19 protein-coding genes are annotated in these 26,888 nt (G+C 41.9%); 6 read left to right on the top strand and 13 right to left on the bottom strand.

The genetic code is table 11. From position 1 onward, the window contains the following. Nucleotides 1–24: 24 nt before the first annotated feature. The 4 genes from purL to ACFS5N_RS06775 form a co-directional block, all read right to left on the bottom strand. Nucleotides 25–2,247, bottom strand: a complete 2,223-nt coding sequence (purL, locus tag ACFS5N_RS06760) for a phosphoribosylformylglycinamidine synthase subunit PurL (protein ID WP_377183531.1) — start codon at nt 2,245–2,247, stop codon at nt 25–27. A 169-nt stretch (nt 2,248–2,416) separates the two neighbouring features. Continuing rightward, nucleotides 2,417–3,253, bottom strand: a complete 837-nt coding sequence (locus tag ACFS5N_RS06765) for an energy transducer TonB (protein WP_377183533.1) — start codon at nt 3,251–3,253, stop codon at nt 2,417–2,419. A gap of 262 nt (nt 3,254–3,515) precedes the next feature. Next, nucleotides 3,516–4,553: an outer membrane beta-barrel protein gene (locus tag ACFS5N_RS06770; RefSeq protein ID WP_377183535.1), complete on the bottom strand. Its 1,038-nt coding sequence runs from the start codon at nt 4,551–4,553 to the stop codon at nt 3,516–3,518. A gap of 287 nt (nt 4,554–4,840) precedes the next feature. Further along, nucleotides 4,841–6,451, bottom strand: a complete 1,611-nt coding sequence (locus tag ACFS5N_RS06775; RefSeq protein ID WP_377183537.1) for an ammonium transporter — start codon at nt 6,449–6,451, stop codon at nt 4,841–4,843. Between the two features lie 562 nt (nt 6,452–7,013). Between ACFS5N_RS06775 and ACFS5N_RS06780 the strand changes: the two genes are divergently transcribed. Together ACFS5N_RS06780 and ACFS5N_RS06785 are read left to right on the top strand one after the other, a co-directional pair. Continuing rightward, on the top strand, nt 7,014–9,188 hold the full coding sequence (locus ACFS5N_RS06780; protein ID WP_377183539.1) for a glutamine synthetase III family protein: 2,175 nt from the start codon (nt 7,014–7,016) through the stop codon (nt 9,186–9,188). A gap of 483 nt (nt 9,189–9,671) precedes the next feature. After that, nucleotides 9,672–10,853: an AIR synthase related protein gene (locus ACFS5N_RS06785; protein WP_377183541.1), complete on the top strand. Its 1,182-nt coding sequence runs from the start codon at nt 9,672–9,674 to the stop codon at nt 10,851–10,853. Nucleotides 10,854–10,923: 70 nt separating this feature from the next. Here ACFS5N_RS06785 and ACFS5N_RS06790 read toward each other — a convergent pair whose 3' ends face one another. From ACFS5N_RS06790 to ACFS5N_RS06800, 3 genes are all read right to left on the bottom strand, one after another. Next, on the bottom strand, nt 10,924–12,279 hold the full coding sequence (locus ACFS5N_RS06790) for an OmpA family protein (protein WP_377183543.1): 1,356 nt from the start codon (nt 12,277–12,279) through the stop codon (nt 10,924–10,926). Nucleotides 12,280–12,465: 186 nt separating this feature from the next. Then, a complete protein-coding gene (locus ACFS5N_RS06795) occupies nt 12,466–13,647 on the bottom strand; it encodes a trans-sulfuration enzyme family protein (RefSeq protein ID WP_377183545.1) in 1,182 nt (393 codons plus the stop codon). A gap of 20 nt (nt 13,648–13,667) precedes the next feature. Further along, a complete protein-coding gene (locus ACFS5N_RS06800) occupies nt 13,668–14,105 on the bottom strand; it encodes an OsmC family protein (RefSeq protein ID WP_377183547.1) in 438 nt (145 codons plus the stop codon). A gap of 191 nt (nt 14,106–14,296) precedes the next feature. Here ACFS5N_RS06800 and ACFS5N_RS06805 point away from each other — a divergent pair, with 191 nt between their 5' ends. Together ACFS5N_RS06805 and ACFS5N_RS06810 are read left to right on the top strand one after the other, a co-directional pair. Further along, nucleotides 14,297–15,535, top strand: a complete 1,239-nt coding sequence (locus tag ACFS5N_RS06805) for a nucleoside recognition domain-containing protein (RefSeq protein WP_377183549.1) — start codon at nt 14,297–14,299, stop codon at nt 15,533–15,535. A 128-nt stretch (nt 15,536–15,663) separates the two neighbouring features. Then, nucleotides 15,664–16,107, top strand: coding sequence for a hypothetical protein (locus ACFS5N_RS06810; RefSeq protein WP_377183551.1), 444 nt, complete (start codon nt 15,664–15,666; stop codon nt 16,105–16,107). Between the two features lie 220 nt (nt 16,108–16,327). Here the strand turns inward: ACFS5N_RS06810 and ACFS5N_RS06815 are convergent, their stop codons facing one another. From ACFS5N_RS06815 to ACFS5N_RS06840, 6 genes are all read right to left on the bottom strand, one after another. Beyond that, nucleotides 16,328–16,945 carry a TetR/AcrR family transcriptional regulator gene (locus ACFS5N_RS06815; protein WP_377183553.1) on the bottom strand — a complete coding sequence of 206 codons (618 nt, stop codon included), beginning with the start codon at nt 16,943–16,945 and terminating at the stop codon, nt 16,328–16,330. Between the two features lie 143 nt (nt 16,946–17,088). Further along, nucleotides 17,089–17,574: a DUF4126 family protein gene (locus ACFS5N_RS06820; RefSeq protein ID WP_377183555.1), complete on the bottom strand. Its 486-nt coding sequence runs from the start codon at nt 17,572–17,574 to the stop codon at nt 17,089–17,091. Nucleotides 17,575–17,738: 164 nt separating this feature from the next. After that, nucleotides 17,739–21,182, bottom strand: a complete 3,444-nt coding sequence (locus ACFS5N_RS06825; RefSeq protein WP_377183557.1) for an efflux RND transporter permease subunit — start codon at nt 21,180–21,182, stop codon at nt 17,739–17,741. A 24-nt stretch (nt 21,183–21,206) separates the two neighbouring features. Beyond that, complete coding sequence (locus ACFS5N_RS06830; RefSeq protein ID WP_377183559.1) at nt 21,207–22,310, bottom strand: efflux RND transporter periplasmic adaptor subunit; 1,104 nt, start codon at nt 22,308–22,310, stop codon at nt 21,207–21,209. 19 nt (nt 22,311–22,329) lie between these two features. Further along, on the bottom strand, nt 22,330–23,694 hold the full coding sequence (locus ACFS5N_RS06835; protein ID WP_377183561.1) for a TolC family protein: 1,365 nt from the start codon (nt 23,692–23,694) through the stop codon (nt 22,330–22,332). 82 nt (nt 23,695–23,776) lie between these two features. Beyond that, on the bottom strand, nt 23,777–24,388 hold the full coding sequence (locus tag ACFS5N_RS06840; protein ID WP_377183563.1) for a TetR/AcrR family transcriptional regulator: 612 nt from the start codon (nt 24,386–24,388) through the stop codon (nt 23,777–23,779). 152 nt (nt 24,389–24,540) lie between these two features. On the opposite strand from ACFS5N_RS06840, the gene purB reads away from it, so the two are divergent. Further along, nucleotides 24,541–25,884 carry an adenylosuccinate lyase gene (gene purB / locus ACFS5N_RS06845; RefSeq protein ID WP_377183565.1) on the top strand — a complete coding sequence of 448 codons (1,344 nt, stop codon included), beginning with the start codon at nt 24,541–24,543 and terminating at the stop codon, nt 25,882–25,884. Nucleotides 25,885–25,946: 62 nt separating this feature from the next. Beyond that, a complete protein-coding gene (locus ACFS5N_RS06850) occupies nt 25,947–26,876 on the top strand; it encodes a hypothetical protein (RefSeq protein ID WP_377183567.1) in 930 nt (309 codons plus the stop codon). The last annotated feature ends 12 nt before the right edge of the window (nt 26,877–26,888 follow it).

Consider the following 26,888-nt stretch of genomic DNA (forward strand, 5'->3'; position numbering starts at 1 on the left):
CAGAATGACAACTCTTTTATCCATTTATTCGCCTAATATACTATGCAATACGTTGTCATAAACCAGTTTCACATCAGTAACGTGGCCAAATGATTGTTCATCAACATGCATATAACCGTTTGTAACAGTGCCTAACAAGCTAAATTCAACCTCGCTGGTAGCCATCATTTCAATAAAACGTTCCTGATCGGCAGCAGCAACGCTCACTACTACCCTGCCCTGCGCTTCGCCAAACAGGAATGCATCCTTACGGATATTAGCATCAGAAGCGATCTCGAAACCTAAGCCATTTGGCAATGACGACTCAACCAAGGTGATAAACAAACCACCATCAGCAACGTCATGTGCCGACTGGATTACTTTATGTTGAATCAGTTGTTTTACTACCTGGTGCATTGCGTATTCTTTCTCCAGATCAAAGTACGGCGCCGGAGCAGCCAATACTTTGTGATAAGAAGCTAAGTATTGTGACGATGCAATATCATTAACAGATTCGCCGATCAAATAGATCAGATCATCAGGCTGTTTAAAGTCTGACGTCATGATGTTTGAGATATCATCCATCACACCCAGCATACCGATAGTCGGGGTCGGGAAAACCGGTCCGTCGTCAGTAGATTGATTATAGAAACTAACGTTACCACCGGTTACCGGGGTTTCAAATTTACGGCAAGCTTCGCCCATACCTTTAATAGCGCCTACAAACTGCCAGTAAACTTCAGGAACGTAAGGGTTACCAAAGTTTAAGCAGTTGGTAATTGCCACTGGCTCGCCACCGGCGCAGGTAATATTACGTGCAGCTTCGGCAACTGCAATTGAGGTACCTTTTTCAGGATCGGCATATACGTAACGCGAGTTACAATCAACGGTTATCACAATGGCTTTATTCGTGCCGATAACGTTAACTACTGCAGCATCGCTTGGACGGTTGGTAGTCATTGTTGATACACCTACCATTGAATCATACTGATCGCTAACCCAACGTTTTGAGGCAATATTAGGGTGAGCTATTAAATGCTCGGCCACGTCAACTAAATTTTCAGGCTCGGCGATATCTTCAATTTTAAATTTCTGATTTTCTGCAAAATATGCAGGCTCTTTGTATTCGCGCTGGTAAACCGGAGCGCCACCGCCCAGTACCAAATCATCGGCAGGCACATCAGCAACCAGTTTGCCGCCTGCATAATATTCCAGGCGTTTAGTATTAGTTACCTCACCAATAATGGCGCAGTTCAGATCCCATTTATCAAATACAGCTTCAACGTCTTTTTCACGGCCTTTGTGAACCACGATCAACATACGCTCCTGCGACTCTGACAACAAAATTTCGAAAGGTTTCATGTTAGGCTGGCGGGTTGGCACGGCATCTAAGTTGATACGCATACCGTGCTCGCCTTTGGCAGACATTTCAGAGTTTGAGCAGATAATACCTGCCGCGCCCATATCCTGCATACCTACAACGGCGCCTGTTTTGATCACCTCAAGTGTAGCTTCTAATAATAATTTCTCCTGGAATGGGTCGCCTACCTGTACGGCCGGTAAATCGTTCACAGAATCTTCGGTAATATTTTTTGAGGCGAACGCCGCACCGTGAATACCATCTTTGCCCGTAGCCGAACCTACGATGTAAACCGGGTTACCTACACCATATGAGGTTGCAGACACCGTTTCGCCGGCTTTAACAATACCTGCCGAGAAAGCATTAACCAATGGGTTGATATTATAACAATCGTCAAAAAACAACTCGCCGCCAACAGTTGGTATACCAAAGGCATTGCCATAATGGCTGATGCCTTTAACAACGCCTTTAATTAACCATTTGGTTTTATCTAAAGTGATGTCGCCAAAACGCAATGAGTTTAATTGCGCGATTGGGCGTGCGCCCATGGTAAAAATATCCCGGTTAATACCGCCAACGCCGGTAGCTGCACCTTGATACGGTTCCAAAGCCGATGGGTGGTTATGCGATTCAATTTTAAAAGCGCAGCCTATGCCGTCGCCTAAATCAACCAACCCTGCGTTTTCTTCGCCGGCTTTAGCCAGCATGCGCGGGCCATCTTTAGGTAAAGTTTTTAGCCAGGTTATTGAGTTTTTGTATGAGCAGTGCTCGCTCCACATTACCGAGAAAATTGATAGCTCGGTAAAGTTGGGCACACGGCCCAATATTTCAATAATGCGTTCGTATTCGGTTGGGAGTAAGCCTAAATCTTTGGCGGTTTCAACGGTGGTAAGTTCCTGCGTCTCCAATGTTGTGTTATTTGATGAAAGGATGCGCAAAAGTAGGGAAAAAAGCGGAAAGCAGAAAGCTTAAAGCAGAAAGTCAAAAGCAGAAAGTCAAGAAATACCCGAATAATGTTACTTGCTTTTACCTTTTATCTTCGCCTTAAGCTTTATGCTTTTACCTTTCAATTGTGCATTAATCTCCTAACATAAAATTCACCGGCAAGGTTAGCTGCACACGCACGGCGCGCCCGTTTTGCATACCGGGTTTCCAGGGCTTAGCTAATTTTAAAACGCGCACAGCCTCCTCATTCAAACCAAACCCCGGCCCGCGTTCTACATGTATATTGGATATTGATCCGTCTTTTTCAATAATAAAGGTCACGAACACCTTGCCGCTTACCTGATTTTCAAGCGCTTTATCGGTGAAACGCAGATTAGATTGCAAAAATTTCGACCAGGCGGCCTCGCCTCCAACAGGCTGCGGCATAATCTCGGCAACGTGCAGCGCTTCCGTATTATTCGCATCACCGTACCCTGTTCCGGAAACAATCGATTTTTTGTCGGTGCCGTCGCCGCCTGAGGTGCCGGTACCGGCGCCTTTTATATCAACCGGACCAACAGCAGTTTTATTCAGATCTTCAATTTTGGGCGGCTCCTGCGCTAAAAGGTCCTGCGTTACAACCGGCGGCAAATTTTTAATCATATTTACCGGTGCTGCGGCTTTAGCAGCGGCAGGTTTTTGGATTTCAACTTTTGGTTTAGGCGGTTGTGGTTTTGCTGCCGGGGGTACTTTGTACAAAAAATCGGTGGTTTTCACCTCGACTATTCTGTCAAATGCCGGCTTGGTTTTGATAATCGCTCCAATTACCCCTACCAGTACCGCCACACCAAACACGCCGATAACAAATGATTTAACTACAATTTGTGAGTAATGCTGGCGAATGTAATAAGCGCCGTATTCTTTGTTTCGTTTGGCAAATACAAGTTCGAGCCACTCGTCCTTGTACAAATTAAAGTTTGAAATTAACATAGTGATTAAAATTTAAAGTTTAATCAAATAACGTTTTCAAAACATTAGTTGTTGCAACAATATTGCTTTTTAGTAATTTTGCAACACAATTGCAATTAAACTATTTTATTGTCAATAATCAGACATTTTATTAATCACTTTTATTAAATAATGCAACTTTATTGCAATTGATAATTTTGCAAAATCCACTTCAAACAAAAAAGCTGCCCCGTTTTCGGCGGGACAGCTTCATTTTTTACTAAAATTTATAAAACAGGGTATCTTAGAATGCGTAAACCGCAGCTAACAAGAATTGAGAAGCAGTTTTGGTTGGCGCACCATCTTTGTCAGTAAAGATCTTGTCTTTACCGCCATCCAGTCTAACTTCCGGAATGAAAGTAAGAGGGCCAGATTTGATGTTAGCAGTTAAGGTTAACGCAGTGATGTCAGTACCACCGGTTACGTCTTGTTTAAAGTACTCGCCTCTTAAACCGAAAGTTACAGCTTTTGATACCGCCAGTTGAGGATATAAGGCTGCACCTTTATAGTTTGCAGCGCCTTTACCGGTTTTATCAGCAGCGTTTAAGCCTAATTTGAAAGCGTCAGTGATTTGGTAAGCAGTGGTTAAGTCAACAATAGTACCTGAAGTTGGGCCAGTTAACAAATTTACATAGGCGGTCCATCCTTTAACCGGGGCAACCATTAATTGTGCACCAAAGGTATTGATCTTGCCTATTGAAGTACCACCACTGGTAACCACATTTGTAGAATAAACATTCCACTGATCGTTAAAAATACCAACCATTAAGCTTGCAGCCGGAGAGAAGGTATAAGTAGCTTTAACACCAGCGTTTTGGAACGGGCCGGCCGTGAACAGGTATGAAGTTGAATAGTTAAAGTTTCCTACCGGAGAGATTACTTCATAACCTACAAAAGTACCAAAGTAACCACCTGCTAAGTTGAAGTTATCAGTCACATCGTAAGAAACGTTTAAGTTTTGGATGTGGTAGTACTGACCAGAAGGGCCTGTTGGCAATGATTGCTCCTGACCGCGCGGACCAAAAGATATCTCGCCCAGGAAAGATGCTTTACCCACTTTCTTTTTAGCGGCCAGGTCAAACATACCTATTGAGAATGAATTTTGATCGGAAGCAAAGCTGGTTGGAATATTTGGGTGTCCTGAGAAATCATATTTATAATAAACGTCGGCCGAGCCTGAAATAACCAATGGAGCATCGCTGGTAGTTTTTACCGTGTCCTGCGCTTTTGAAGCTAAGCTAAATGCAGATACACCAAGGACTAATAGTAATAGTTTTTTCATGATTTAATTGATAAGTGTTAATTGATAATTTGTTGTGTTTGTTGATTTGATATTTATTGTTATTTAATTATTGACACACATTTACAAAGAGGTTGCCATTATTTTTATTAATAATTAAGCATCTGACATTCATTTACTTGCATTTATACATCGTATCGACAGCGCACTCCATTCCTACCAAAATGGCAGGGTATATGATAGAATAATCTGGATATAACAAACCCTTGTACGGTTAAGTAATAGCGTGGCCATTACCAGCCGCACAAGGGTTAAATATGTTCAAATCCTTAAGCAGTTACTTTAGCACCTTTGTCAAAAAGGCCGCTTAAGCTGATATCTTCATCAGTATTTGGATATACCTCCATACCGTGATCAAAGATGTCAATACCGCCAACACCAAGCTCACCTTCTTCTTCGATACGCAGTTTCCAAGGATGCGGTAATACATTAATCACTTTCATCATGATAAAGGTTACTGCAAATACTGCAATGGCTATAGTAAATGTACCTATTGCTTGTGCAGCTAAAACGCTGGTACCACCGCCATAGAATAATCCGGTTACCGGAGCGCTATTGTCCGGAGCAAATACGCCGGTTACACCATATTGGCCTGAAGCAAATAAACCTAATGAAAGTGTACCCCAGATACCGCAAGCTCCATGCACAGATACAGCGCCTACCGGGTCGTCAATACGTAACCACTCTATAAAGTTCATCGCGAAATACACTAAGAAACCGGCAACGGCACCTAATAACAGCGCGCCAAGCGGGCTTACCCAGTAGCAAGGGCAGGTAATAGCAACCAAGCCACCTAATAAACCGTTCAGGGTATAACCCAAATCAAATTTACCTTTGGTTTTGCCCCACCATAAGCCGGCCAACATAGCCATCATACCTCCAGAGCAAGCTGCCAGTGTAGTGTTAGCAGCAACACGGCCGATACCTTGCACGTCCATACCTGATAAAGTACTTCCAGGGTTAAAGCCATACCAGCCAAACCATAATATAAAAGTACCTACAGCAGCCAATGCCATATTGTGTCCCGGTGGCATGCCTCCTTTTTCTTTGTCGTCGCGGGCAAAGATTCTACCCAAGCGTGGGCCTAATACCACTGCACCTGCCAATGACGCTATACCACCTATGGTGTGTACTACTGTTGAACCGGCAAAATCGCGGAAACCCTGACCTAATGATGGTAAGAAACCGGTTGCAGAACCCATAGTTACTAACCAACCATCCGGACCCCAGGCCCAGTGACCGATAATTGGGTAAATGAAACCAGTAATACCGATAGAGTATAAAATATCGCCACGGAAGCTTGTACGGCCAATCATTGCGCCTGATACGATGGTTGAGCAGGTATCAGCAAATGCATATTGGAAGATCCAGTGTGCCAGGATTGGAACACCATAAGCTTCGTAAGTAGCAGGAGTATTTTGAAGGAAGAACCAGTTTTTACCGTCAGGACCACCCCAACCAATAAAACCGTTTCCATGACCAAACATGAAAGCATAACCTACAGCATAAAATAAAATACCGCAAAGGCAGGTATCATATATACACTCCATTAACACGTTCACCGTTTCGCGCTTGCGGGCAAAGCCAGCCTCAAGCATTACAAAACCAGCTTGCATACCAAATACTAAAAACGCTGCAACCAATGTCCAAACTGTATTTATCGAATTGGCGATCGAAGTTTCCAGATCAGTTGGTTTTGGAGCAGCCGTAGCAGCGTGTGCTGCAGTAGGCAATAAACCAGGAATAGTAAACATTGCTGCCACTACCAAGCCTAAGCCAATCATCTTTCCAGTTAAAATGGTCGCACCCAGCGCCCATTTTTCCCTCGTCAATCCGCGAAACGCGCTTAGCAGGGTGAATTTTGGTGTTTTTACTTTCATTTTGTTTGTTGATTTAGAGAATTAGTTAAATGTGATTCTTTCTTTACTATATAATTTATAAGTGTTGTTGCAATTTTTTCTATCAAACATTAGCAATATCGCTTTTGAAATATCACTTTGTTAATATTTTCATAAAAATATAGACCGAAATCATAAAAAACAATAGTTTGTTTAAAAAAATGGCATAAAAAATCTGTTTTTTACAAAAAATATAAAATTTAACAATTATTTAATCGGTTTTTTGAATAATTTTCAATAGTAAATCCATAGTGAATTAAAATTATGTAATTTTTTATTTCGATTTTTTCAAAAAAAACCAAACAAAAGGCAATTTACAGGGTTACAGATCGGCTAAAAATCAAAATTTCTTCGCAAAAAGCGGTTTTAAAAACAAAAAATTTAAAAAATCGACGTTTTTCGATCAATATTTTTCAATAATTATCAGCCAAAACAAAAAATCAAAGAAAAACACCAATCTTTTGTAATTCGTCGGGTAATTAGTCTTTATTTATGATAGATAATTCTATTTTTGATGTAAACCATCAAAAATAAATCGCATAACATGCCTAATATTCGTTTTCAAGCGCTTCAAGCGGTGCTAACACGTACAATTCCTGAAACAAAAGCACCTTCTACCAAAATTTCTGACTTTTTTGGTTCAAACGTGTTTGATATTAAAAAAATGAAAGAGCTTCTGTCAAAAGAAGCATATAATAGTATAGTAAACTCAATAGAAAAAGGCGAACCTATTCCCCGGGATATGGCAGAACACGTAGCAACTGCTATGAAAGCCTGGGCCTTAAGTAAAGGCGCTACGCATTATACGCACTGGTTTCAGCCATTAACCGGCACTACTGCTGAAAAACACGACTCGTTTTTTGAGCCCACACCCGATGGCGGCGCTATAGAGGTTTTCTCGGGTGATGCATTGGCGCAACAAGAGCCCGATGCGTCAAGCTTTCCGAGCGGCGGTATCCGTAATACTTTCGAGGCACGGGGTTATACCGCCTGGGATCCATCGTCGCCTGCCTTTATTATGGCGCGTACCTTATGTATTCCTACCGTGTTCGTGTCATACACCGGCGAGGCGCTGGATTACAAAGTACCTTTATTAAAGGCGGTAAGCGCGCTTGACAAAGCTGCAGTTGATGTTTGCCACTACTTTGATAAAAGCATTGAAAAAGTAAATGCCTCATTGGGTATTGAACAGGAATATTTTTTAGTCGACTTAGCTTTATTTAATGCCCGCCCGGATCTTTACCTGACCGGCCGTACCCTGTTTGGCCACATGTCTGCCAAAAACCAGCAGCTGGAAGACCATTATTTTGGATCGATCCCTGAGCGCGTGTATGCATTTATGCAGGATATGGAAACTGAGTCATTATTATTAGGTATACCTTTAAAGACGCGGCACAATGAGGTTGCGCCATCGCAATTTGAGTGCGCGCCCATTTACGAAGAGATCAACCTGGCTATAGACCATAACCAATTACTGATGGATTTAATGGACCGCGTAGCCAAGCGCCATAACTTTAAGGTATTGCTCCATGAGAAACCGTATGCGGGTATTAATGGTTCGGGCAAGCACAACAACTGGTCGATGATTACCAATACGGGTAAAAACCTTTTGTCGCCCGGCAAGACACCTAAAAACAACCTGATGTTTTTGACTTTCTTTGTCAATACCATTAAAGCGGTATATGAACATGCCGACCTGTTACGCTCATCAATTGCGTCAGTTAACAATGATCATCGTTTGGGTGCTAATGAGGCCCCTCCGGCTATTATATCCATTTTCCTGGGTAGCCAGCTAAGCGAATTATTAGACGAGATTGAAACTTCACGCATCAGCAAAAAAATTAAAGACGAAGCTTTGCTATGGCAGGGCATTCCTAAAATTCCGCAGATATTAAAGGATAATACAGACCGCAACCGCACTTCGCCGTTTGCCTTTACCGGCAATAAGTTTGAGTTGCGGGCAGTGGGTTCTTCGGCCAATTCAGCCAGCCCGATGACTATATTAAATATGATCGTAGCTGACCAGCTGAAGAAATTCAAGTATGATGTAGATAAAATTTTACGCAAGGGCGAGAAAAAAGACGTTGCCTTATTAATGGTATTGAAAAAATACATCAAAGAATCTAAGAGCATACGCTTTGAAGGCAACGGCTACAGCGAGGAGTGGGAAAAAGAGGCCGAGCGCCGCGGTTTGTCTAACATCAAAACCACACCAAAAGCACTGGATGCGCTGATCTCTGAAAAATCAGAGATATTATATGAAGAAACCGGCGTTTACACCCGCCGCGAAGCGCATGCCCGCCATGAGATATTACTTGATTCTTTCTATAAGAAATTACAGATCGAGGCCCGGGTAATGGGCGAGCTGGTGATGAACGTCATCATCCCCAGCGCGGTTGAGTACCAAAGCAAACTAATTGAGAACGCCAGAGGTTTAAAAGATCTGGGTCTGGATAAATCAACCTACCAGGTACAAATTGACATTATCAATAAACTGGCCGAACACATTAATTTCATCAAATCAAACTGCGATGCCATGGTTGCCGAGCGTAAAAAAGCCAATGAAATTGAGGATCTGCGCGAAAAAGCCATTGTTTACGACGAGAAAGTTAAATCATACTTCCAGCCAATACGTTACCATGTAGACAAACTGGAGCAACTGGTTGACGACTCGCTATGGCCGCTGCCTAAGTTTAGAGAGTTGTTATTTATTAAATAATAAGGAAAGCCTTTCGTCAGCCGACGGAAGGCTTTTTTGTTAAATAGCATTTACAAGACCCTCTTTACACGCAGCGAAGAAAGGGTTGACGAGAGAAACGGTGTCGGGGTGAGTCTTCGGGGCGGTCGCTTCGCCGGGACTCACCCGGTCTGCTTCATCAGCTGACGGACGGACCGCCCTCTCTTTCGCCGAAGGCGAAGAGGGTTTTTCACTTTCAAAGTGTTTCACCAAAGGTGTTTCACTCATTTTTTGCCCGATTTTTAAAAATAGCTTAAAACACTTAAATTCAATAATTTAATACAATTAAGTTAAAGCTTTACTACTGTTTCAAAGTGTTTCACAACATTTAGTTATATGGTTTATTATCAGTATTTTAACCAATTTTACTGTTTCAAAGTGTTTCATATTTCAAGTGAAACAGTACAACGCATTTCAAGCGCTTTTTCAATCAATAGGGTTTCATAATTAAGCGTATATTTGCCCATGGCTTCTTCACAACGATATGACCAGCGAGGCGTCTCGGCCTCCAAAGACGACGTACACAACGCAATTAAAAATATAGACAAAGGCATTTTCCCGAAAGCTTTCTGCAAGATTATCCCCGATATACTGAACGGCGACCCTGACTATTGCAACATTATGCATGCTGATGGTGCAGGCACCAAATCATCACTAGCCTATACTTACTGGAAAGAAACCGGCGATATTTCGGTTTGGCGCGGCATTGCGCAGGACGCCATCATCATGAACCTGGACGACCTGCTTTGTGTTGGCGCAACGGACAATATCCTGCTGTCGTCAACCATAGGCCGCAATAAAAACCTCATACCGGGCGAAGTGATTGCCGCTATTATTAATGGTACCGAAGAGATCCTGGCCGAACTGCGCGAAGCCGGCATTGGCATTTACTCAACCGGCGGTGAAACCGCCGACGTAGGCGACCTGGTACGCACCGTAATTGTCGACTCGACGGTTACCTGCCGCATGAAACGTGAAGACGTCATTTCAAATGACCGCATTCAGCCGGGTGACGTAATTGTTGGTTTAGCCTCATACGGTCAGGCTACTTACGAGAAAGAGTACAACGGCGGTATGGGCTCAAACGGACTGACCTCTGCCCGTCATGACGTATTTAACAAAACCATTGCCCAAAAATACCCTGAAAGCCATGATGCTGCTATTCCGGATGAATTAATCTTTTCAGGTACAAAGAATTTAACAGATCCGATTGAAATTGGCAAGGGAGAAATGGTTACTGCAGGTAAACTGGTACTGTCAGCTACCCGTACCTACGCTCCTGTCATTAAGCAAATATTAGATAAATACCGGAGCCAGGTCCATGGTATGGTACATTGCAGCGGCGGCGCCCAAACCAAAGTGCTGCACTTTGTAGATAACCTTCATATTATTAAGGATAACCTGTTTCCTATTCCACCATTGTTCAAACTCATCCATCAGGAGTCAAAAACCAGCTGGCAGGAAATGTATAAGGTATTCAATATGGGGCACCGGATGGAGCTGTACGTGCCGCACGAAATTGCTGTAGATCTGATTCAAATTTCTAAAAGCTTCGGTGTAGATGCACGCGTAATTGGACGCGTTGAGGTGGCCGGGCAAAAGCAAGTGACCATCCGCTCTGAGTTTGGCGAATTTGTATATAACTAATTGACATCAAATTAAAAAAGCCCGTTCGTTAATAACGAACGGGCTTTTTTAATTTCGGCTTTTATGCAGATTAAAACAATGTGAATTCAACACGACGGTTCATCTGACGGCCTTTTGCAGTTTTATTACTTGCAATAGGTTGAGTTTCGCCATAACCGGTGGCCTCTATACGTGATGGATTAGCACCTTTGCTTACCAGGAACGATTTAACTGATTCAGCACGATCTTTTGATAATCGCATATTAGCATCGTCTGAGCCAACATTATCGGTATGACCGGCAAGTTTCAAACTGAAGTTTTTATCAATCAGTAACCTGGCAACTCTCTCTAACGTTGGATATGAATGTGCGCGTATAGTTGCTTTACCAAAGTCAAATTCCAGGTTTTTAATGGCCTCTCTAACAATTCTTCTATCCTCTTCAGTAATAATAACTTTGGCAGGCGGAGCGACAGGAAGCGGGCAGCCTGAACCGTCAACTTTAACACCAGCCGGAGTACCAGGGCATTTATCAAAGAAATCCGGAACGCCATCACCATCTTCGTCAGCGGTAAATTTAGCCAGATTAGCATTAGTAGCAGCCAAACTTGCTTTTGTAGCATCCAAATCGCTTCTTAACTGTGCATTCTGAGCTTTCTGTGCATCAACTTCAGACTGCAGATTTTGCTCAGCCACTACATACTCATGGCGCATAGATGCAACCGGATTGTGCGCTGCCATCTGTGGTTTTGATTTGGCCCCAAGGGCAAATTCCAAACCAGCGTGCGCGTAGCCATATTTGTCATTATTACCATTAGCAGCATAGCCATCCACATTATCAGCATTTGAAAAATGAACAGTATAACCTAAGTCAAGATTTACACCTTGAGATAGTTGAAATTTTATCCCCGCACCAACCGGGAAATAAAAACTTTTGTCTTTGGCAGCCAGAACAGTACTGCCATTTGCAAGCGTACTGGTAGCCTGATATTGCTCATAACCAACACCACCAATTCCGTATAATTGTATCCCGTTTTGTTGATTACGCCAGCTTATATTAGCAAATGTAAAGTTGCCTACTATATCGCCAGCCCAGCTTAATTTTGTTTTAAATGCGCCTAATGATCCAAAATCAGCTTGGTGCCCAGCTACTTCACCTCTAAGGAAATCAGCCTGTATGCCCCACGAATGACTAAGTTGGTCTTTAATGTAAGCACCATAGCCCAATTTGATATCTCCACGGTGGTAATCGGCGTTATAGCCGGCGAAAGGAGTATAACTACTTAAGATGCCGGCGTTTACACCAATTGACCAGGTACGAAAAGAACTGCTGGGAGAAAAAGGCGGAACATACTGCGCATTGCCAGAGTCGGTGTTTTGCGCAAAAGCACTACCGCCTAACAGGATGCCTGTCGCCATCAGAACGGCTTTTGTTAAATTTGTTTTCATAGTTGTTGTTTTTGTTGTAATATGCTCTAAAAGAGCAAATGTTACCCACTAAAGGCAATTGCAATGCCATAAGGCGCAAAACCAACTAAACTTACTGTAATACAACCGCTAACAAATAAGGGCAATGAATTATCATTGCCCTTAAAAATATACAGTTTTGTATGATATGATTAAGATATAAGCATACTAGCTCGCACTTTTCGCCAATGCCTGAGTGATATCCGCAATGATATCTTCAGCTTTTTCAAGACCTGTGGATATGCGAATTAAACCCGGTGTTATACCGACAGCCAGTTGTTCTGCACTGCTTAATTTAGAATGCGTGGTACTGGCAGGGTGCGACGCAATACTGCGTGAATCGCCAAGGTTAGCGGTTACAGTAAGTAATTCAAGCGCGTTCAGGAATTTACGACCCGCTTCTACGCCGCCTTTCAATTCCATGCAAAATACACCACCACCCATTTTCATCTGTTTTTCAGCTATATCAAATTGAGGATGGCCTTCCAGCAGCGGGTATTTTACCCAGGCAACTTCAGGATTACTTTGGAGAGCCTTGGCAACAGCCAAAGCATTTTCGCAATGACGTGTCATACGGACATCTAATGTTTCCAGGCTTTTGCTAAGTACCCAGGCATTAAACGGTGATAATGAGGGTCCTGTATTACGGCAAAACAGATAGATTTCATTGATCAGATCTTTACGCCCCAAAACAATCCCCCCCAGCACACGGCCCTGGCCATCAATCCATTTAGTAGCAGAGTGCACTAGCAGGTCGGCACCGTATTCAATAGGTTTTTGCAGCAAAGGTGTCGCAAAGCAATTATCTACATTTAAAATGAGGTTATGCTTTTTAGAGAATTTGCCGGCCCACTCCAAATCTAAAACCTCTAATTGCGGGTTAGTAGGCGTTTCCAGGTAAACCATTTTGGTGTTTGGCTTTACAGCAGCTTCCCAGGCAGCTTCATCATTGGCGGGCACCAGCGTATGCTCAATGCCATAACGTTGAAGATACTTGGTAACAATAGTATAGGTACTACCAAAAACCGAACTGCAACAAATCAAATGATCGCCCTGCTGCAGCAACGCAAAGAAACTGCCAAACACTGCAGCCATGCCACTGGCGGTTGCAAAACCATCTTCAGCCCCTTCCAAAACACACATTTTCGCAATAAACTCATCAACATTCGGATTGCTGAAACGGCTGTAAATATTATCTTCATTTTCGCCGGCGAAAGCAGCGCGCATAGTATCAGCATCATCAAAAGTAAAGCTGCTGGTTAAATATAGTGGCGTAGAATGTTCCCGTTGCCGGGTTTTTTCGGTTTGAATACGTATAGCCTGGGTTATTGGGTCTAATTGAGATGACATTAATTAATTAATTTATTTTTTTATTTAGCCTCAGCAGGATGTACAAACACCTGCGTTTTAATACCGGCGCCGGCTTTTTCCAAGGTAGCCGCTACCGAACAATATTTATTTACAGACAGTTCAACCGCACGGCTCGCCTTGTCCGGGTCGATATTACCGTATAAATGAAACTCGATCGTAACATCTTTCCATAATGATGGCTCAACCCCTGCTTCGCGATCGCCTTTAATCACCATCTTATAGTCAATGATATCCTGACGTTGTTTCTTCAAGATGCTGATTACATCAATGGCCGAACAGCCACCCAGGCCCATTAATAACATTTGCATAGGGCGTACACCAAAATTCTGACCGCCGCTTTCGGGGCTGCTGTCCATTTGTACGGTATGTCCATTCTCATCACTCGCGGCAAAGCCAAAATCGCCATGCACACGCTCTAAATTGATAGTAGTAGCCATAATATTTGTAAAGAAGTGTGCTAAGTTATAACTTTTGAATCATGAAAATTAGTCAAAAAGCAACATTAGTGTAATTTTAAACATGACCTTTTCGGGATAATAAAACAGCTTTCGCCGATTTTTAAATGCAATAATAAGTTTATCAAACCAAATTGCATATTTTCACACTTGCATAATCTTACCAATCTCGCATGGCTTTAAATTATATCTGGATTGCCTTCTTTGTTATTTCACTTGTTATTGGCTTAGTTAAGCTGATATTTTTTGGCGATACTGAAATATTTAAATTGATGGTTGACGGCACGTTCGATGCCAGTAAATCTGCAGTTATGGATATCGCTTTACCATTAGTTGGAATTATGGCGTATTATTTAGGCATATTAAAAATTGCCGAAAGGGCGGGCGCTATCAATTTTATGTCACGCGTAGTGAGTCCATTTTTTAACCGTTTGTTTCCTGAAGTACCTAAAGATCACCCTGCAGTGGGGCAGATGATGATGAACTATTCGGCTAACCTTTTGGGGCTGGACAATGCCGCTACACCATTCGGTTTAAAAGCGATGAAGGAGCTGCAAGAGTTAAACCAGGACAAAGAGACAGCTTCAAACGCACAAATCATGTTCCTGGTGTTACACGCCTCAGGATTAACCTTGTTACCTATAGCCATTATAGCGCAGCGGGCAATTTATCATTCCAAAGATCCTAGCGATATTTTTATTCCGTGCATTATTGCTACCTATGTAGCAACTCTTGCTGGGCTTATTGTAGTGGCTATAAAACAGAAGATAAATCTGTTTGATAAAGTGATACTTGCCTGGTTGGGCAGCATTACAGCGTTTATCGCAGCGCTGGTATTTTATTTCAGCCGCTATTTGACACACGACGAGATAAGTGAAGTGTCTAAAATATTCAGTAACCTGGTACTATTTGGTTTGCCTGTACTATTTATACTTGGCGGGCTACGCAAAAAGATTAACGTGTTTGAGGCATTTATTGATGGCGCTAAAGAAAGTTTTGACGTAGCAATAAAAATTATTCCTTACCTGGTGGGGCTTTTAGCAGCCGTAAGCATGTTTCGCATCAGCGGCGCCGTTGGTTACCTGGGCGATGGCTTAAAATGGATTTTTAGTCATTTTAATATTGATACCCGTTTTACAGATGTGCTGCCTATAGCCTTTTTGCGACCGCTTAGCGGTTCAGGAGCCCGCGCTATGATGTTGGATAACTTAAAAACATTTGGCGCCGATAGCTTTGTGGGACATTTATCAAGCGTTTTGTACGGTACCGCCGATACAACATTTTACATTGTAGCGCTGTATTTCGGCGCTGTAGGCGTAAAAAAAACCAGGTATGCAGTACCAGCCATGCTCATAGCCGATTTTTTTGGCATTATCACCGCTATCTTTATCTCCTATTTATTTTTTGGTTAAGCAAGGCGTAAAACATTTAGCATTTGCGGTGGACAATGGGCGGACAGTCTGTTATTAGCCCTTGCGAAAATGCCTTTTATATTTAATTTTGAGGCATAGATTTTTACCTCTAATTAATTATATCTTGCATGGCAAATAATATACCCTCCTCTCCTAAAAACAAGTCTGAACAGTATTTAAAGCAAAAAGCTGCTAAAAAGCGTAGCGGTAATAAAGCCGTATTTTTATTTCTGTTTTTTGCCGCCGTTGCGGTGGCTATAATAGCTAAGATATTTTTAAGCGGGACCCTCAAACCTGAATTTTTTAAAGGCATGCCGGGTAGCGAAGACGCTTATGCTATGGCAAAATTATTTATCAAACCGACGTTAAAATCTTCAAGCGCTAACTTTTCTGACGAACATTACCAGTTCGGTAAACAATCAGACTCCGTTTACGTAATTCAATCGTCTGTTGAATCGACAGACGATAGTGGTGAGAAAATTAATACTGAATTTAAGATCATTTTAAAATATAACGGCGGCGAGGTCGACAAACAAAAAAACTGGAGTTTGATAGACTTGAATATCCACTAATATCTTGGCTCCATAAAGTAAAAAAGCCGGCTGCAATAAATTGAAACCGGCTTAATCACTCTAAAACAATCACCTCTTAACTTTGTAGAAGTATCTTTAATAATTATATATTGATACGATTATTTGCTAACTAAAAAGTTTAGTCAAAGATACCAATAAATAGCTGTTTAAACTTACACTATATTCTTTATGACTGCGGGGTGACAGTCGTCTATACAACTTAACACGTCAGCCCTTTTATAAAGATATCCAGCAGTTGTAAACGTTTGGTATGTATTTCATCTAAATGCTCTTTTTGCGGAAACATTACCTTTTTGTGAGACACGGCGCTCACCCTTACTCCATGCAAGGCGTCAATTAAAAGGTCGACAATCTGTTCAGGATTTTCAACCGGTTTGATATGTCCCTTCTCTTCCTCTACACGAATAGCGGCGGCTAATAACACCAATTCGGCCTGCCGTATTTCAGTAATAATCTCCCAGATGGTATCGGGCAAATTCTGCTCATTTACCCTGAAAAAATCAAAGAAATTATAGTTTTTTACAATAAAGTTATGCTGCAAATCAACCTGCGCGGCAAATGCTTCTTTGAGCGTATTAAATTGGTTGAGCTTGTTTTCCAGGTTTTGAATGTATTCGCCGGCGAGCTTCCGCATCACTGCAATATAGAGCTGGCTTTTATCGGGGAAATAGTAATATAGCAAGGCTTTTGACAGGGACAGATCGCCGGCGATTTCATTCATTGTGGTTTTTGAATAACCATAATGCAGAAAGCGCTGGTAAGCTGCTTCTAATATCTTTTCACGCTTAATGTCTTGCTGATCAACTACTGTACTCATTATAACTCCCAAATGCAAAAACTGACTATTTAAACAAAATTATCAAATATTCTACATTAATAACTTACAATAAGGTGCTTAAGTGTTTAAACGCACAAAATTGATACACAAATTACATTTAAATTAAGATTTTCTAATGCATTTTAAGCCAGCTGCGCTATGCCGACGCCTGCACCTACCACCAACGCATCCTCAAGTGCGCCGATAATTGGGTCAATAACGCCAGAGGCTTTAACCGTTGCTTTGCGTAGAAAGAAACTGCCGTAAGTTGAAGCTACAGCGGCCGATGCGCCTATTAAAGCGCCCAGCCTGGCATTGCCACCGCTGGCTTTAAAAATACCAGCTCCGGCTAAAGCGCCTGACACGCAGCGTGCAACTATCGACACGGGTTTGACTCTATCAGGAGCGGTTGGGAGTTTATCGCCGATAAATTCAGCTATTGCCATGTATTTTAATCCGTTGGCTATAACGTTAGTCTGCATAAAGCTCAAACCTGATTTAGCCAGGGCCTTTGTTTTGTGATGACTTAATATATAGCTTGTAATGGCCGGAGCTGATGCAGAGCGCATACCCGCCAATACCCCAATACCTATGGTTTGCCAAAACGGCTTTTCAATTCTGCTTTTCATAGTGATAGTTTTGTTATAAGAATAAAGTTGCAATAATCATTCCTAAACTGACATAGTGTTTAAGCCAGCTGTATAATCTATATTGAAATAAATCATAAATATAACCTATTAAAAAGGCCGCTTTCATTGGAAAGCGGCCTTTTCGTTATCAAGTAAAAAACTTTTTAGTGTGCAGGTTCGGCAACCGCATGTTCAACAGCTTTATTTTTGTTTTTTCTGTTTTTAAACCTTTGTTTAATGTTGTAGTGAAGTAAGTACATACATGGAACTACAATTAACGTAATAATGGTTGCAAAACCCAAACCAAAGATCATTGTCCAGGCTAACGGCCCCCAGAAAGCTACGTTATCACCGCCGAAGTGTATATGCGGCGCCAAATGCGTAAACATACCTACAAAGTCGATATTTAAACCCACGGCAAGCGGTATCAAACCTAATATTGCCGCAGTAGCAGTTAACAATACCGGTGTCATACGTGTATGGCCAGCTTCAACTACAGCGTCATGAATATTGGCGCCTTGCTCAATCAGCATATCCGTAAACTCTACCAATAATATACCGTTACGTACTACAACCCCTGCCAGCGCAATGATACCTATACCCGTCATTACGATTGCCATGGTTTGGCCGGTTAAACTTACACCCAATAATACGCCGATGATACTGAAGAAGATCTCGCTGATAATGATCAGCGTTTTACCAATAGAGTTAAACTGGATCATCAGGATGATCAAAATTAAACCGAACGAGGTCAATAAAGCGCCACCCAGGAATATTACGGCTTCCATCTGATCTTCCTGACCACCACCCTGACGGATAATTACGTCGTCTGGTTTCTGAAAGTCTTTAATGGCTGTTAATATGGCTGCGTTAACATCGTTAGGATTATACGGTTTAATAACGTTCGATCCTAACGTTAACACACGGCGTTGTTGCTTGTGTTTGATATTACTGAAAGTATTGGTATATCTTACATCAGTAAAGGCCGAAATAGGCACCTGGCGTATAGCACCACCCGAACCCATATCACGGTAAGTGATCTTCATATTCCGCAGTTCGTCAATATTGCTGCGCTGGTTTTCCATTGCACGTACCTGGATTTTGTAATCATCCTCCTTGGTGTTTCTGAAATCAGACACCGGGATACCGAATACGGCAGCTTGCAATGCATCAGTTATATCTTTGGTGCTGATACCTTCGCGGTTTGCACGCTCGCGGTTAATATCAAATACAATCTCAGGTTTATCGCTTTGCACGTCGGCCTGAAGGTTTTCAATACCCGGGATATTTTGTTTAGCAATGAAAGCTTTTAAACGGTTACCGGTTTTCACCAGGGTATCCAGGTTATCGCCAATAATTTCAATACTAATATCTTTTTGTACCGGCGGGCCGCTATTTTCCTGCGCTACCGAAACTTTTGCACCTGGCACAACGCCTACTACAGCAGCACGAATGTTTTGCAGGATTTTCTTGGTGTCTTTGCCGTCACGTTTACCAAACTCAACAAAGGCAACCGTTACTTTACCCTTATTTTCGTAATCGCCCTGATCTTCGTCAGTTGGATCAGTTACACCTTTGGTTACGTTAGATATTACTGACGACACTACGTCTTTGTCAGGCTCAACAGCTTTAGCAACGCGTTCTTCCAGTTGCCTGGTTACCTCATTTGTGGTAGCCTGGTCGGTACCTATAGGCATTGTAATATACACATAGGCAAAGTTAGGGTCGCCAGAAGGGAAAAATACCGGCGTTTTACCCAGGAAGTGGTTTATCACAAAAGCGAGAATAAACAGGCCAAACGTGCCAAACAAAACTGTTTTTGGACGACGTACCGCGCGCTCCAGCCATTTAGCATACCAGTCGCGGAATTTGGGCCATACGTTATTCTGAAAGCTGTCTATAGCTCTCAGTAACACAAAATGATTCAGCAGGTATAACGCGGTAGCCAGTAAGAAAACGTTACCCATGCCCATCGTCCATTTACCAGCAAAAAACATCAGGTAGCTTAATACCGCTAAACCGCCAAGTATGGCTGTGGTACGTTGTGTTTTCCTGTCAAATTTGGGGTTATCATGCTCGCCTTGTACGTGCGGTTTCATAAAATCAACCGCGAATACAGGGTTCATAATATATGCCACTAATAATGACGCCAACAAAGTAATAATCAGCGTAATTGGCAGAAAGAACATAAAGTGTCCTATCAAACTGTTCCAGAACGCCAATGGGATGAATGGGGCCAAAGTAGTCATGGTACCAGAGAACACAGGGAGAAACACCTCGCCGGCAGCCATTTTTGCGGCTTCTTTAATAGGCACTTTGCCGTTGTCAAAAATACGGTGCGTGTTTTCAATAACCACAATTGCGTCATCCACCACAATACCCAGCGCGAGCAGGAAGGAGAACAATACGATCATGTTCAGTGTAAATCCAATCGCCGGCATTACCAGGAATGCCACAAAACATGATAACGGTACCGAAAGTGCCACGAAGAACGCGTTGGTAGTACCCATGAAGAACATCAAAATCACAGTCACCAAGATGAAACCAATAACGATGGTATTGATCAAATCATTAAGCGTAGTACGCGTTTTATCAGACTGGTCGCCGGTTACCGTAATGTTTAAGCCTTTAGGGAAAGTGGTTTTCTCTTTATCAAGGATCAGTTTATTGATCTTGTCCGAAGCTTCGATCAGGTTTTCACCTGCACGTTTGCTTACGTTGAGCGTGATTACATTTTTAAAATTAGGATTGTTGGGCGTTTTTAAACGGGCGTAACTTTCCTGCTCCAAAAATGAATCTTTAACTTCGGCAATATCGCGCAGATAAACAGCCTGCCCTTTAGGGTTCCTAATGGCCATGGCATTAATTTCATCGGCATTCTTAAAGTCTTGCTTGATATCAATGGTACGTCGTACACCATCAGTTTTAACAGTACCTGCCGATGACAGAATATTCTCTTTACCTATCGCCTGGATAATGTCGCCGAAACTTATTTGCGCGGCGGCCATCTTATTCAAATCAACGTTAATCTGTATCTCCGGCGTTAACGCGCCTACCTCATCAACTTTTGATATCTCGCGGTAACTTTCTATCTCATCCTTCAAAATGTCAGCATACTCCTTCAATTTCTTCAGATCGTAATCACCCGAAATATTGATATAGAGAATCGGCAAATCAGCAACGTTAATATCTGAGATCACCGACTCTTTCAGGTTGGCATCACCTTGCGGTAAATCCTGCTTAGCTTTATCAACCGCATCTTTTACGTCTATCTTGGCATCCTTAATATTAATGTTAGCCTGAAACTCAGCGGTAATAATAGACACATTTTGCACCGAGTTTGAGGTCACTTTTTTCAAACCTTTAAGCGATTTTAACTGCTTCTCGATTTGGCGGGTAACCAGGTTCTCGACGTTTTGAGGCGATTGCCCCAGCCAGGTTGTAGTAACAAATACTTTCGACTGGGCAATATCCGGAAAGTTCTCTTTCGGGAGGTTATTATAGCTTATCAGACCTAATACCGTAATCAGTGCAATAAGCACATATACGGCGGTCTTATTTTCGATGGCCCAACTTGAGGGGCCAAACTCTTTGTGTACATCTTTCATAATTGACAGATCAAATGTTAATTATTAGTAACTGGCAGATTTCAACACTTTAACCTTGTCACCGTCTTCGATGTCGGTTGCGCCGTCAATGATGATCTCATCGCCTGCTTTTAAGCCTGATAAAATTTCAGACTGGCCATTATAGGTATTACCCACTTTTACATTTAACTTCTTAGCTGTGCCGCCATTATTCAGGAATACGTAATCGCCGTTCTCTGATTTCTGCACTGCCTTAACAGGTACCACAATAGCATTAGGATTATTATAACTGGCAATTTTCAAAATAGCTGTCATATTAGGGCGCAGAGTTTTGCGTTGCGGTAATCTAACCTCTATAGCAAAACTGCGTGATGTAGGGTCGATAACTTTAGCAGCGAAAGTCAATTTAGTCATTAAGGAGTCGTTAGCATCCGGAATAACTACGTTTACATTATTACCTTGATTAACAACACCTGAGTACGATTCTGGCACATCGGCCTTAACTTTTAAAACGTCGGCGTTTACAATACGGATACCATTAGCACCCGGCTGAATGGCTTGCCCCAGTTTTAAATCCATTTGGTCAATTGTACCACTTATTGGCGAGGTAATACGATACAGATCTGCCTGCTGACTTAAAGCGTCAACAGCTTTTTGTGCGGTTTGCATTTGCGTTTGTGCCTGGAGGAATTGAACCTCGGTACCAATTTTTTGATCCCACAGGTTTTTTTGGCGAGCAAACAAAGTTTTAGCCAAAGCAGCTTGCGCCTGCGCCTGCGATATTTGTTGCTTTAACACCGCATTATCTAATTGCACCAAAACCTGGCCTTTACTTACATGCTGGCCAACCTTGGCATAAATACCGGTAATAACACCCGGAGATTGCGGATAAGCCATTACGTTGTCCTGTGCATCAATTTTACCTTGTATTTGTACATAGTTAGTAAAGGTGCTGCTTTTTAATGCCAGGGTGCTAACATCGGTACTTTTACTTGAATCCTGCGGCATCTGTGCCTCTAATGCGCTTATTTTAGCATTAATGTCGGCCTGTTGCTTTTTCAGATCAGCCAGTTCTGCTGTTTTATCTTTAGGCTTTTGCGAGCAGGCAGCCAACAATAATAAAGCCGGTATGTATATGTATTTTTTCATGTTTATGTTAAGTTTAGTTTTAGTTGATTCGTGCATATGCTTTGTCAAGGTCTACCTTGCTTATCAAGGCATTATATAGTGCTTGTATGTATTGATTGTCGGCGCTTTCCAAATCAGTTTGGGCCTGTGTTACTTCAATGTTTGAGCCAACACCTTGCTGATATTTGATCTTGGTTACACGCAACACTTCTTGCGCCAGCTCGCGGCTACGCTTTTGATTTTCAAGCGAATGCATACTGTTTTCATAGGTTATGCGTGCCGAATTAGCCTGCAATTTAAAGCCATTAGCAGCATTATGCAGATCGTTCTGCGCCTTCATGACACTTATTTGCGATTGACGCAATTGCGCAGTGCGTTGCCCACCACTAAAAATTGGTATATTTATACCTAAACCGATAAAGCTGTTGGGATAGGCGTTGTTATACAAAAACTTCGCATGATTTTCTTGAAACACCTCATTAAATCCACCGTTTAGTTGTACCGAGGGCAGATAAGCCGCTTTCTTACTTTTTACATCTAATTGATTTAGCGTGATATTAGTTTGCAGCAACTTGTACTCAATACGGTTTTGAACAAAACTGGTGTCGCCGGCATCGGCTGGCGCTGCACCGTTAATATTTACATCTGACAGCTTATCAGTCAATATCAGTTCTTGCTCAATTGGCATACCCATCTGGAACTTTAACATCTGTGAGCTCAGCACCAAAGCGCGCTGCGCATTGTCCCGGTTAGTTACAAGATTATTATATTGAACTGACAGGCGGTCTACGTCAATCTTTTCAACAAACCCTTGTTTATTTTGCTGAGTAGTTTGATCTAAGGTTTGTTTTAGCTGCTCAATATTGGCATCCAATAATTTGATCTGCTCGCCCGATACCAGCACCTGATAATAGGCTTTGGTCACCGATACATTAATATCAATTTTTGAACGTGTTAAACTGCGTTGCGACAATTCCCTGAAAGTCTTGGCTGCTTGTAAACCCACCAAAAAAGTTCCGCTAAATAATAACTGACTCGCGGTTAAACCATAAGTATTATTGTACTTTAGAGCTCCAAACGGCAGTGGTACCAGGGGGGCATTAAAGTCGGGTTTACCTGCAAAAATACCTGCAGGTGCTAACGAAGCCGGAGTTTTCAAAAAGTCCTGAAAACTAATAGAACCGTTAACCTGCGGCAAACCGGTGGCAATGGTTTCTTTCACTTTGTACTCTGCACTTCTAACATCCAGAGCGGCGTTTTTTACAGAGTCCTGGTGTGTATATGCATAATTTATACAATCGGCCAGGCTGTAGCTCACCGGTGTATTTGGCGGCGGGGCTTGTTGCGCAAAGCCTGAAAAGACAATGCTGCAAATTAGCGTCGCTGTTATAAATATATATCTCATAGTAATTGTGTATGTATTTTGTATTGTTTAGTTTCTGTTTCAAATTTGCCTCAGGGTTTTGACAACCGTATGTCAGCAGTAATTAATGAGCGGTTACATTTTTATATTCGTCTAAAAGTTTAAATCCTTTAAGGGTACAAATACCAAAGTTAAAGTGTTCCAAAAGCTGGTATTGAACCGTCCACGGGTTAAATTCGGCTATCGGAAAAATATTGGTGTTAAAACCCATCTCCACCTGCATAACCCGCATGCGCGCCATAATCTTAACATCAATATCCGGGCGTATATAACCTTGTTGTATTCCTTTGATTAGCAGTTCTTCCAAAGTGCGTACTATCACCCCTGCTTTAAAATCCTGGAATTGCTGCCAGGCATCCGGATGATATTTTTGCAAGTCGTGAATCACAATTGGGTTAATCCTTGAAAAAATCTCTTCTGAACATTTCATCATATTGATCATTTCCTCAATCACGTTGCCCGATTTACTAATCAGCGCGCACATCTGATCTTCATCTTCCTGCAATTTCTTTTTAACTAAAGCTATAACCAATTCATTCTTATCCTTAAAGAACTGGTAGATGGTTTTTTTTGACATACCCAAATGCTTGGCAATGTCATCCATCGTAACGCTCTTTATACCAGCTGTTAAAAACAGCTCCTCTCCACCTTGTATTATTCTATCTATTTGACCCATTGACTTGATTGGTCAAAACTATGGAAACATTTTTAGATTACAAAGTTTCCAACAAAAAAATATTTACACAGATGTTTGGTCAGCATCCTCTTAGCATTACAACATCATTATCTTTCTTATTTTGTTACCTTTGCAGAAAATTCAAATCACTCATGACACTCACTCCACTTTCTGCAATTTCACCTATTGATGGCCGCTACCGAAGAACAACTGCCGACCTGGCTGCCTATTTTTCGGAATATGCTTTAATCAAATACAGGGTGTTTGTAGAGATTGAATACTTTATCGCTTTAGCTCAGCATCCGCTACCTCAACTTCAGAATTTTGATAAAAATCTGGAAGAAAAGTTACGCGACATTTACAAAAATTTTAGCGAAGCTGACGCACAAAGTATTAAGGATATTGAGAAAGTAACCAACCATGATGTTAAGGCTGTAGAGTATTTTATTAAGCAAAAATTTGATGAACTGGGCTTGCAAGCGTATAAAGAATTTATCCATTTTGGCTTAACCTCACAGGATATTAATAACACAGCTATTCCTTATTCATTCAAGCTGGCTTTAAATGAAGTTTACTATCCGGCTATTGAAGAATTGGTAGCAATGCTGAAAAAGTATGCAGGCGATTGGGAACAAGTACCAATGCTAGCGCATACTCACGGTCAGCCTGCCTCACCTACCCGTTTAGGTAAAGAGATCCAGGTATTTGTGGAACGCTTGGAAAATCAACTGACTTTACTGAAGCAAGTACCCACTTCGGCTAAATTTGGTGGTGCAACCGGTAATTTTAACGCTCATAACGTAGCCTATCCGGCTATTGAATGGAAAGCCTTCGGCAACCATTTCGTAAATAACATTCTTGGCCTAAACCGCTCCCAATACACTACTCAGATTGAACATTACGATAATTTTGCCGCACAATGCGATGCCTTAAAGAGGATAAATAATATATTGATAGATCTTGACCGTGATATGTGGACCTATATATCGATGAATTACTTCAAACAGCAAATTAAAGCTGGCGAAGTTGGTTCATCAGCCATGCCACACAAGGTTAACCCGATAGATTTCGAAAACTCGGAAGGTAACTTAGGCATAGCGAATGCTTTGTTTGAGCACCTGGCTGCCAAGCTGCCCATATCAAGACTACAGCGCGATCTAACTGATTCGACCGTGTTACGTAACATCGGCGTACCGGTAGCCCATACATTGATTGCCATTAAATCAACCGTAAAAGGTTTAGGTAAATTATTACTGAACGAAAGCGCCCTTGATGCTCACCTTGAAGCTAACTGGGCCGTAGTTGCTGAGGCTATCCAAACCATATTACGCCGGGAGGGTTATCCAAACCCATACGAAGCTCTAAAAGAGCTAACCCGCACTAATACAGCCGTTAATGCGCAAACTATAGCTGAGTTTGTGGATACTTTGAATGTAAGCGATAGTGTGAAAGAGGAAATTAAACAAATTAGCCCAAGCAATTACACTGGTATTTAATTTTGATGTGCTAATTTGCGAATGCTTTTACAAGCATAACCAATAACCTAAAAGCACATCTGATGATTAAAAATAAAAACCGCTTTTTTTTACTGTTAATTGCGCTATTGCCTTTTAATATAAAGGCTATTGCTCAAAAAGCGCAAATTACAGAAACCGTTTACCATAGCCCGGGAGGCACTTATTCAGACTGGTATTTTCCTAAGGACGTACATTATACCAGTTTAGAATGGACCTTTGTGCCGGTGGCCGATCCTCCTGCCTCATTGACCGAAGAAGGCTTACTGCATTACTACGCCTACAATTTTGCGTTGGTAAATGCAACGGATGCCGTTGGCGGTGGCTACGCAGGCTTTCAAACTAATGGCATTTTTAAGGACAAACCAGAGGGAGAGGTTATTAATTTTTCTATATGGGGTTCAAATGCCGGTAAAACAAACGGCATGCTTAACACCGCTAACATTGAAAGTGGCGGTGTTCAAATAATGTTCAAATACCGCTGGATGGTAAAACACCGTTATCGTTTTGAGTTAAAGCAGGGCCCAAGCGGCACAGATGCTTCAGGGAAATGGTGGGGACTTTGGGTCACAGATGAATCGACTAACATTAAAACCTTTATCGGGGAACAACGCGTACCATCAGTGATTAATGGCAAACCAGCCGAATATTGGAATGCACATACTTCCATGTTTGGAGAAGATTTGCATTGGTGGAAATCTTTAAATGGCAACGTAAAATATCCTGATTGCACTGCCTTTCAGCCTTCGGCAATGGCGGCAATCAATATCACAGCCAATGGTGGCGCTGTAAAACCTGTCAGATTTACCAATTACGACAATTCAGGTAAGCCTGTAACGGGCAGTAACGGCTTTAAGTCTGTTAACTGCGATGTTTCCATATATCGCGATTCGCTTGATTTCAATGTGCAACATAACCTGGGTTATTGGAGCGTGCCTGCGCCTGATTTTATTAAACAGATTAACAAGAGATAAATCAGTATTCAT

It is taken from the genome of Mucilaginibacter ximonensis, assembly GCF_042686265.1.
Taxonomy (GTDB): Bacteria; Bacteroidota; Bacteroidia; order Sphingobacteriales; family Sphingobacteriaceae; genus Mucilaginibacter; species Mucilaginibacter ximonensis.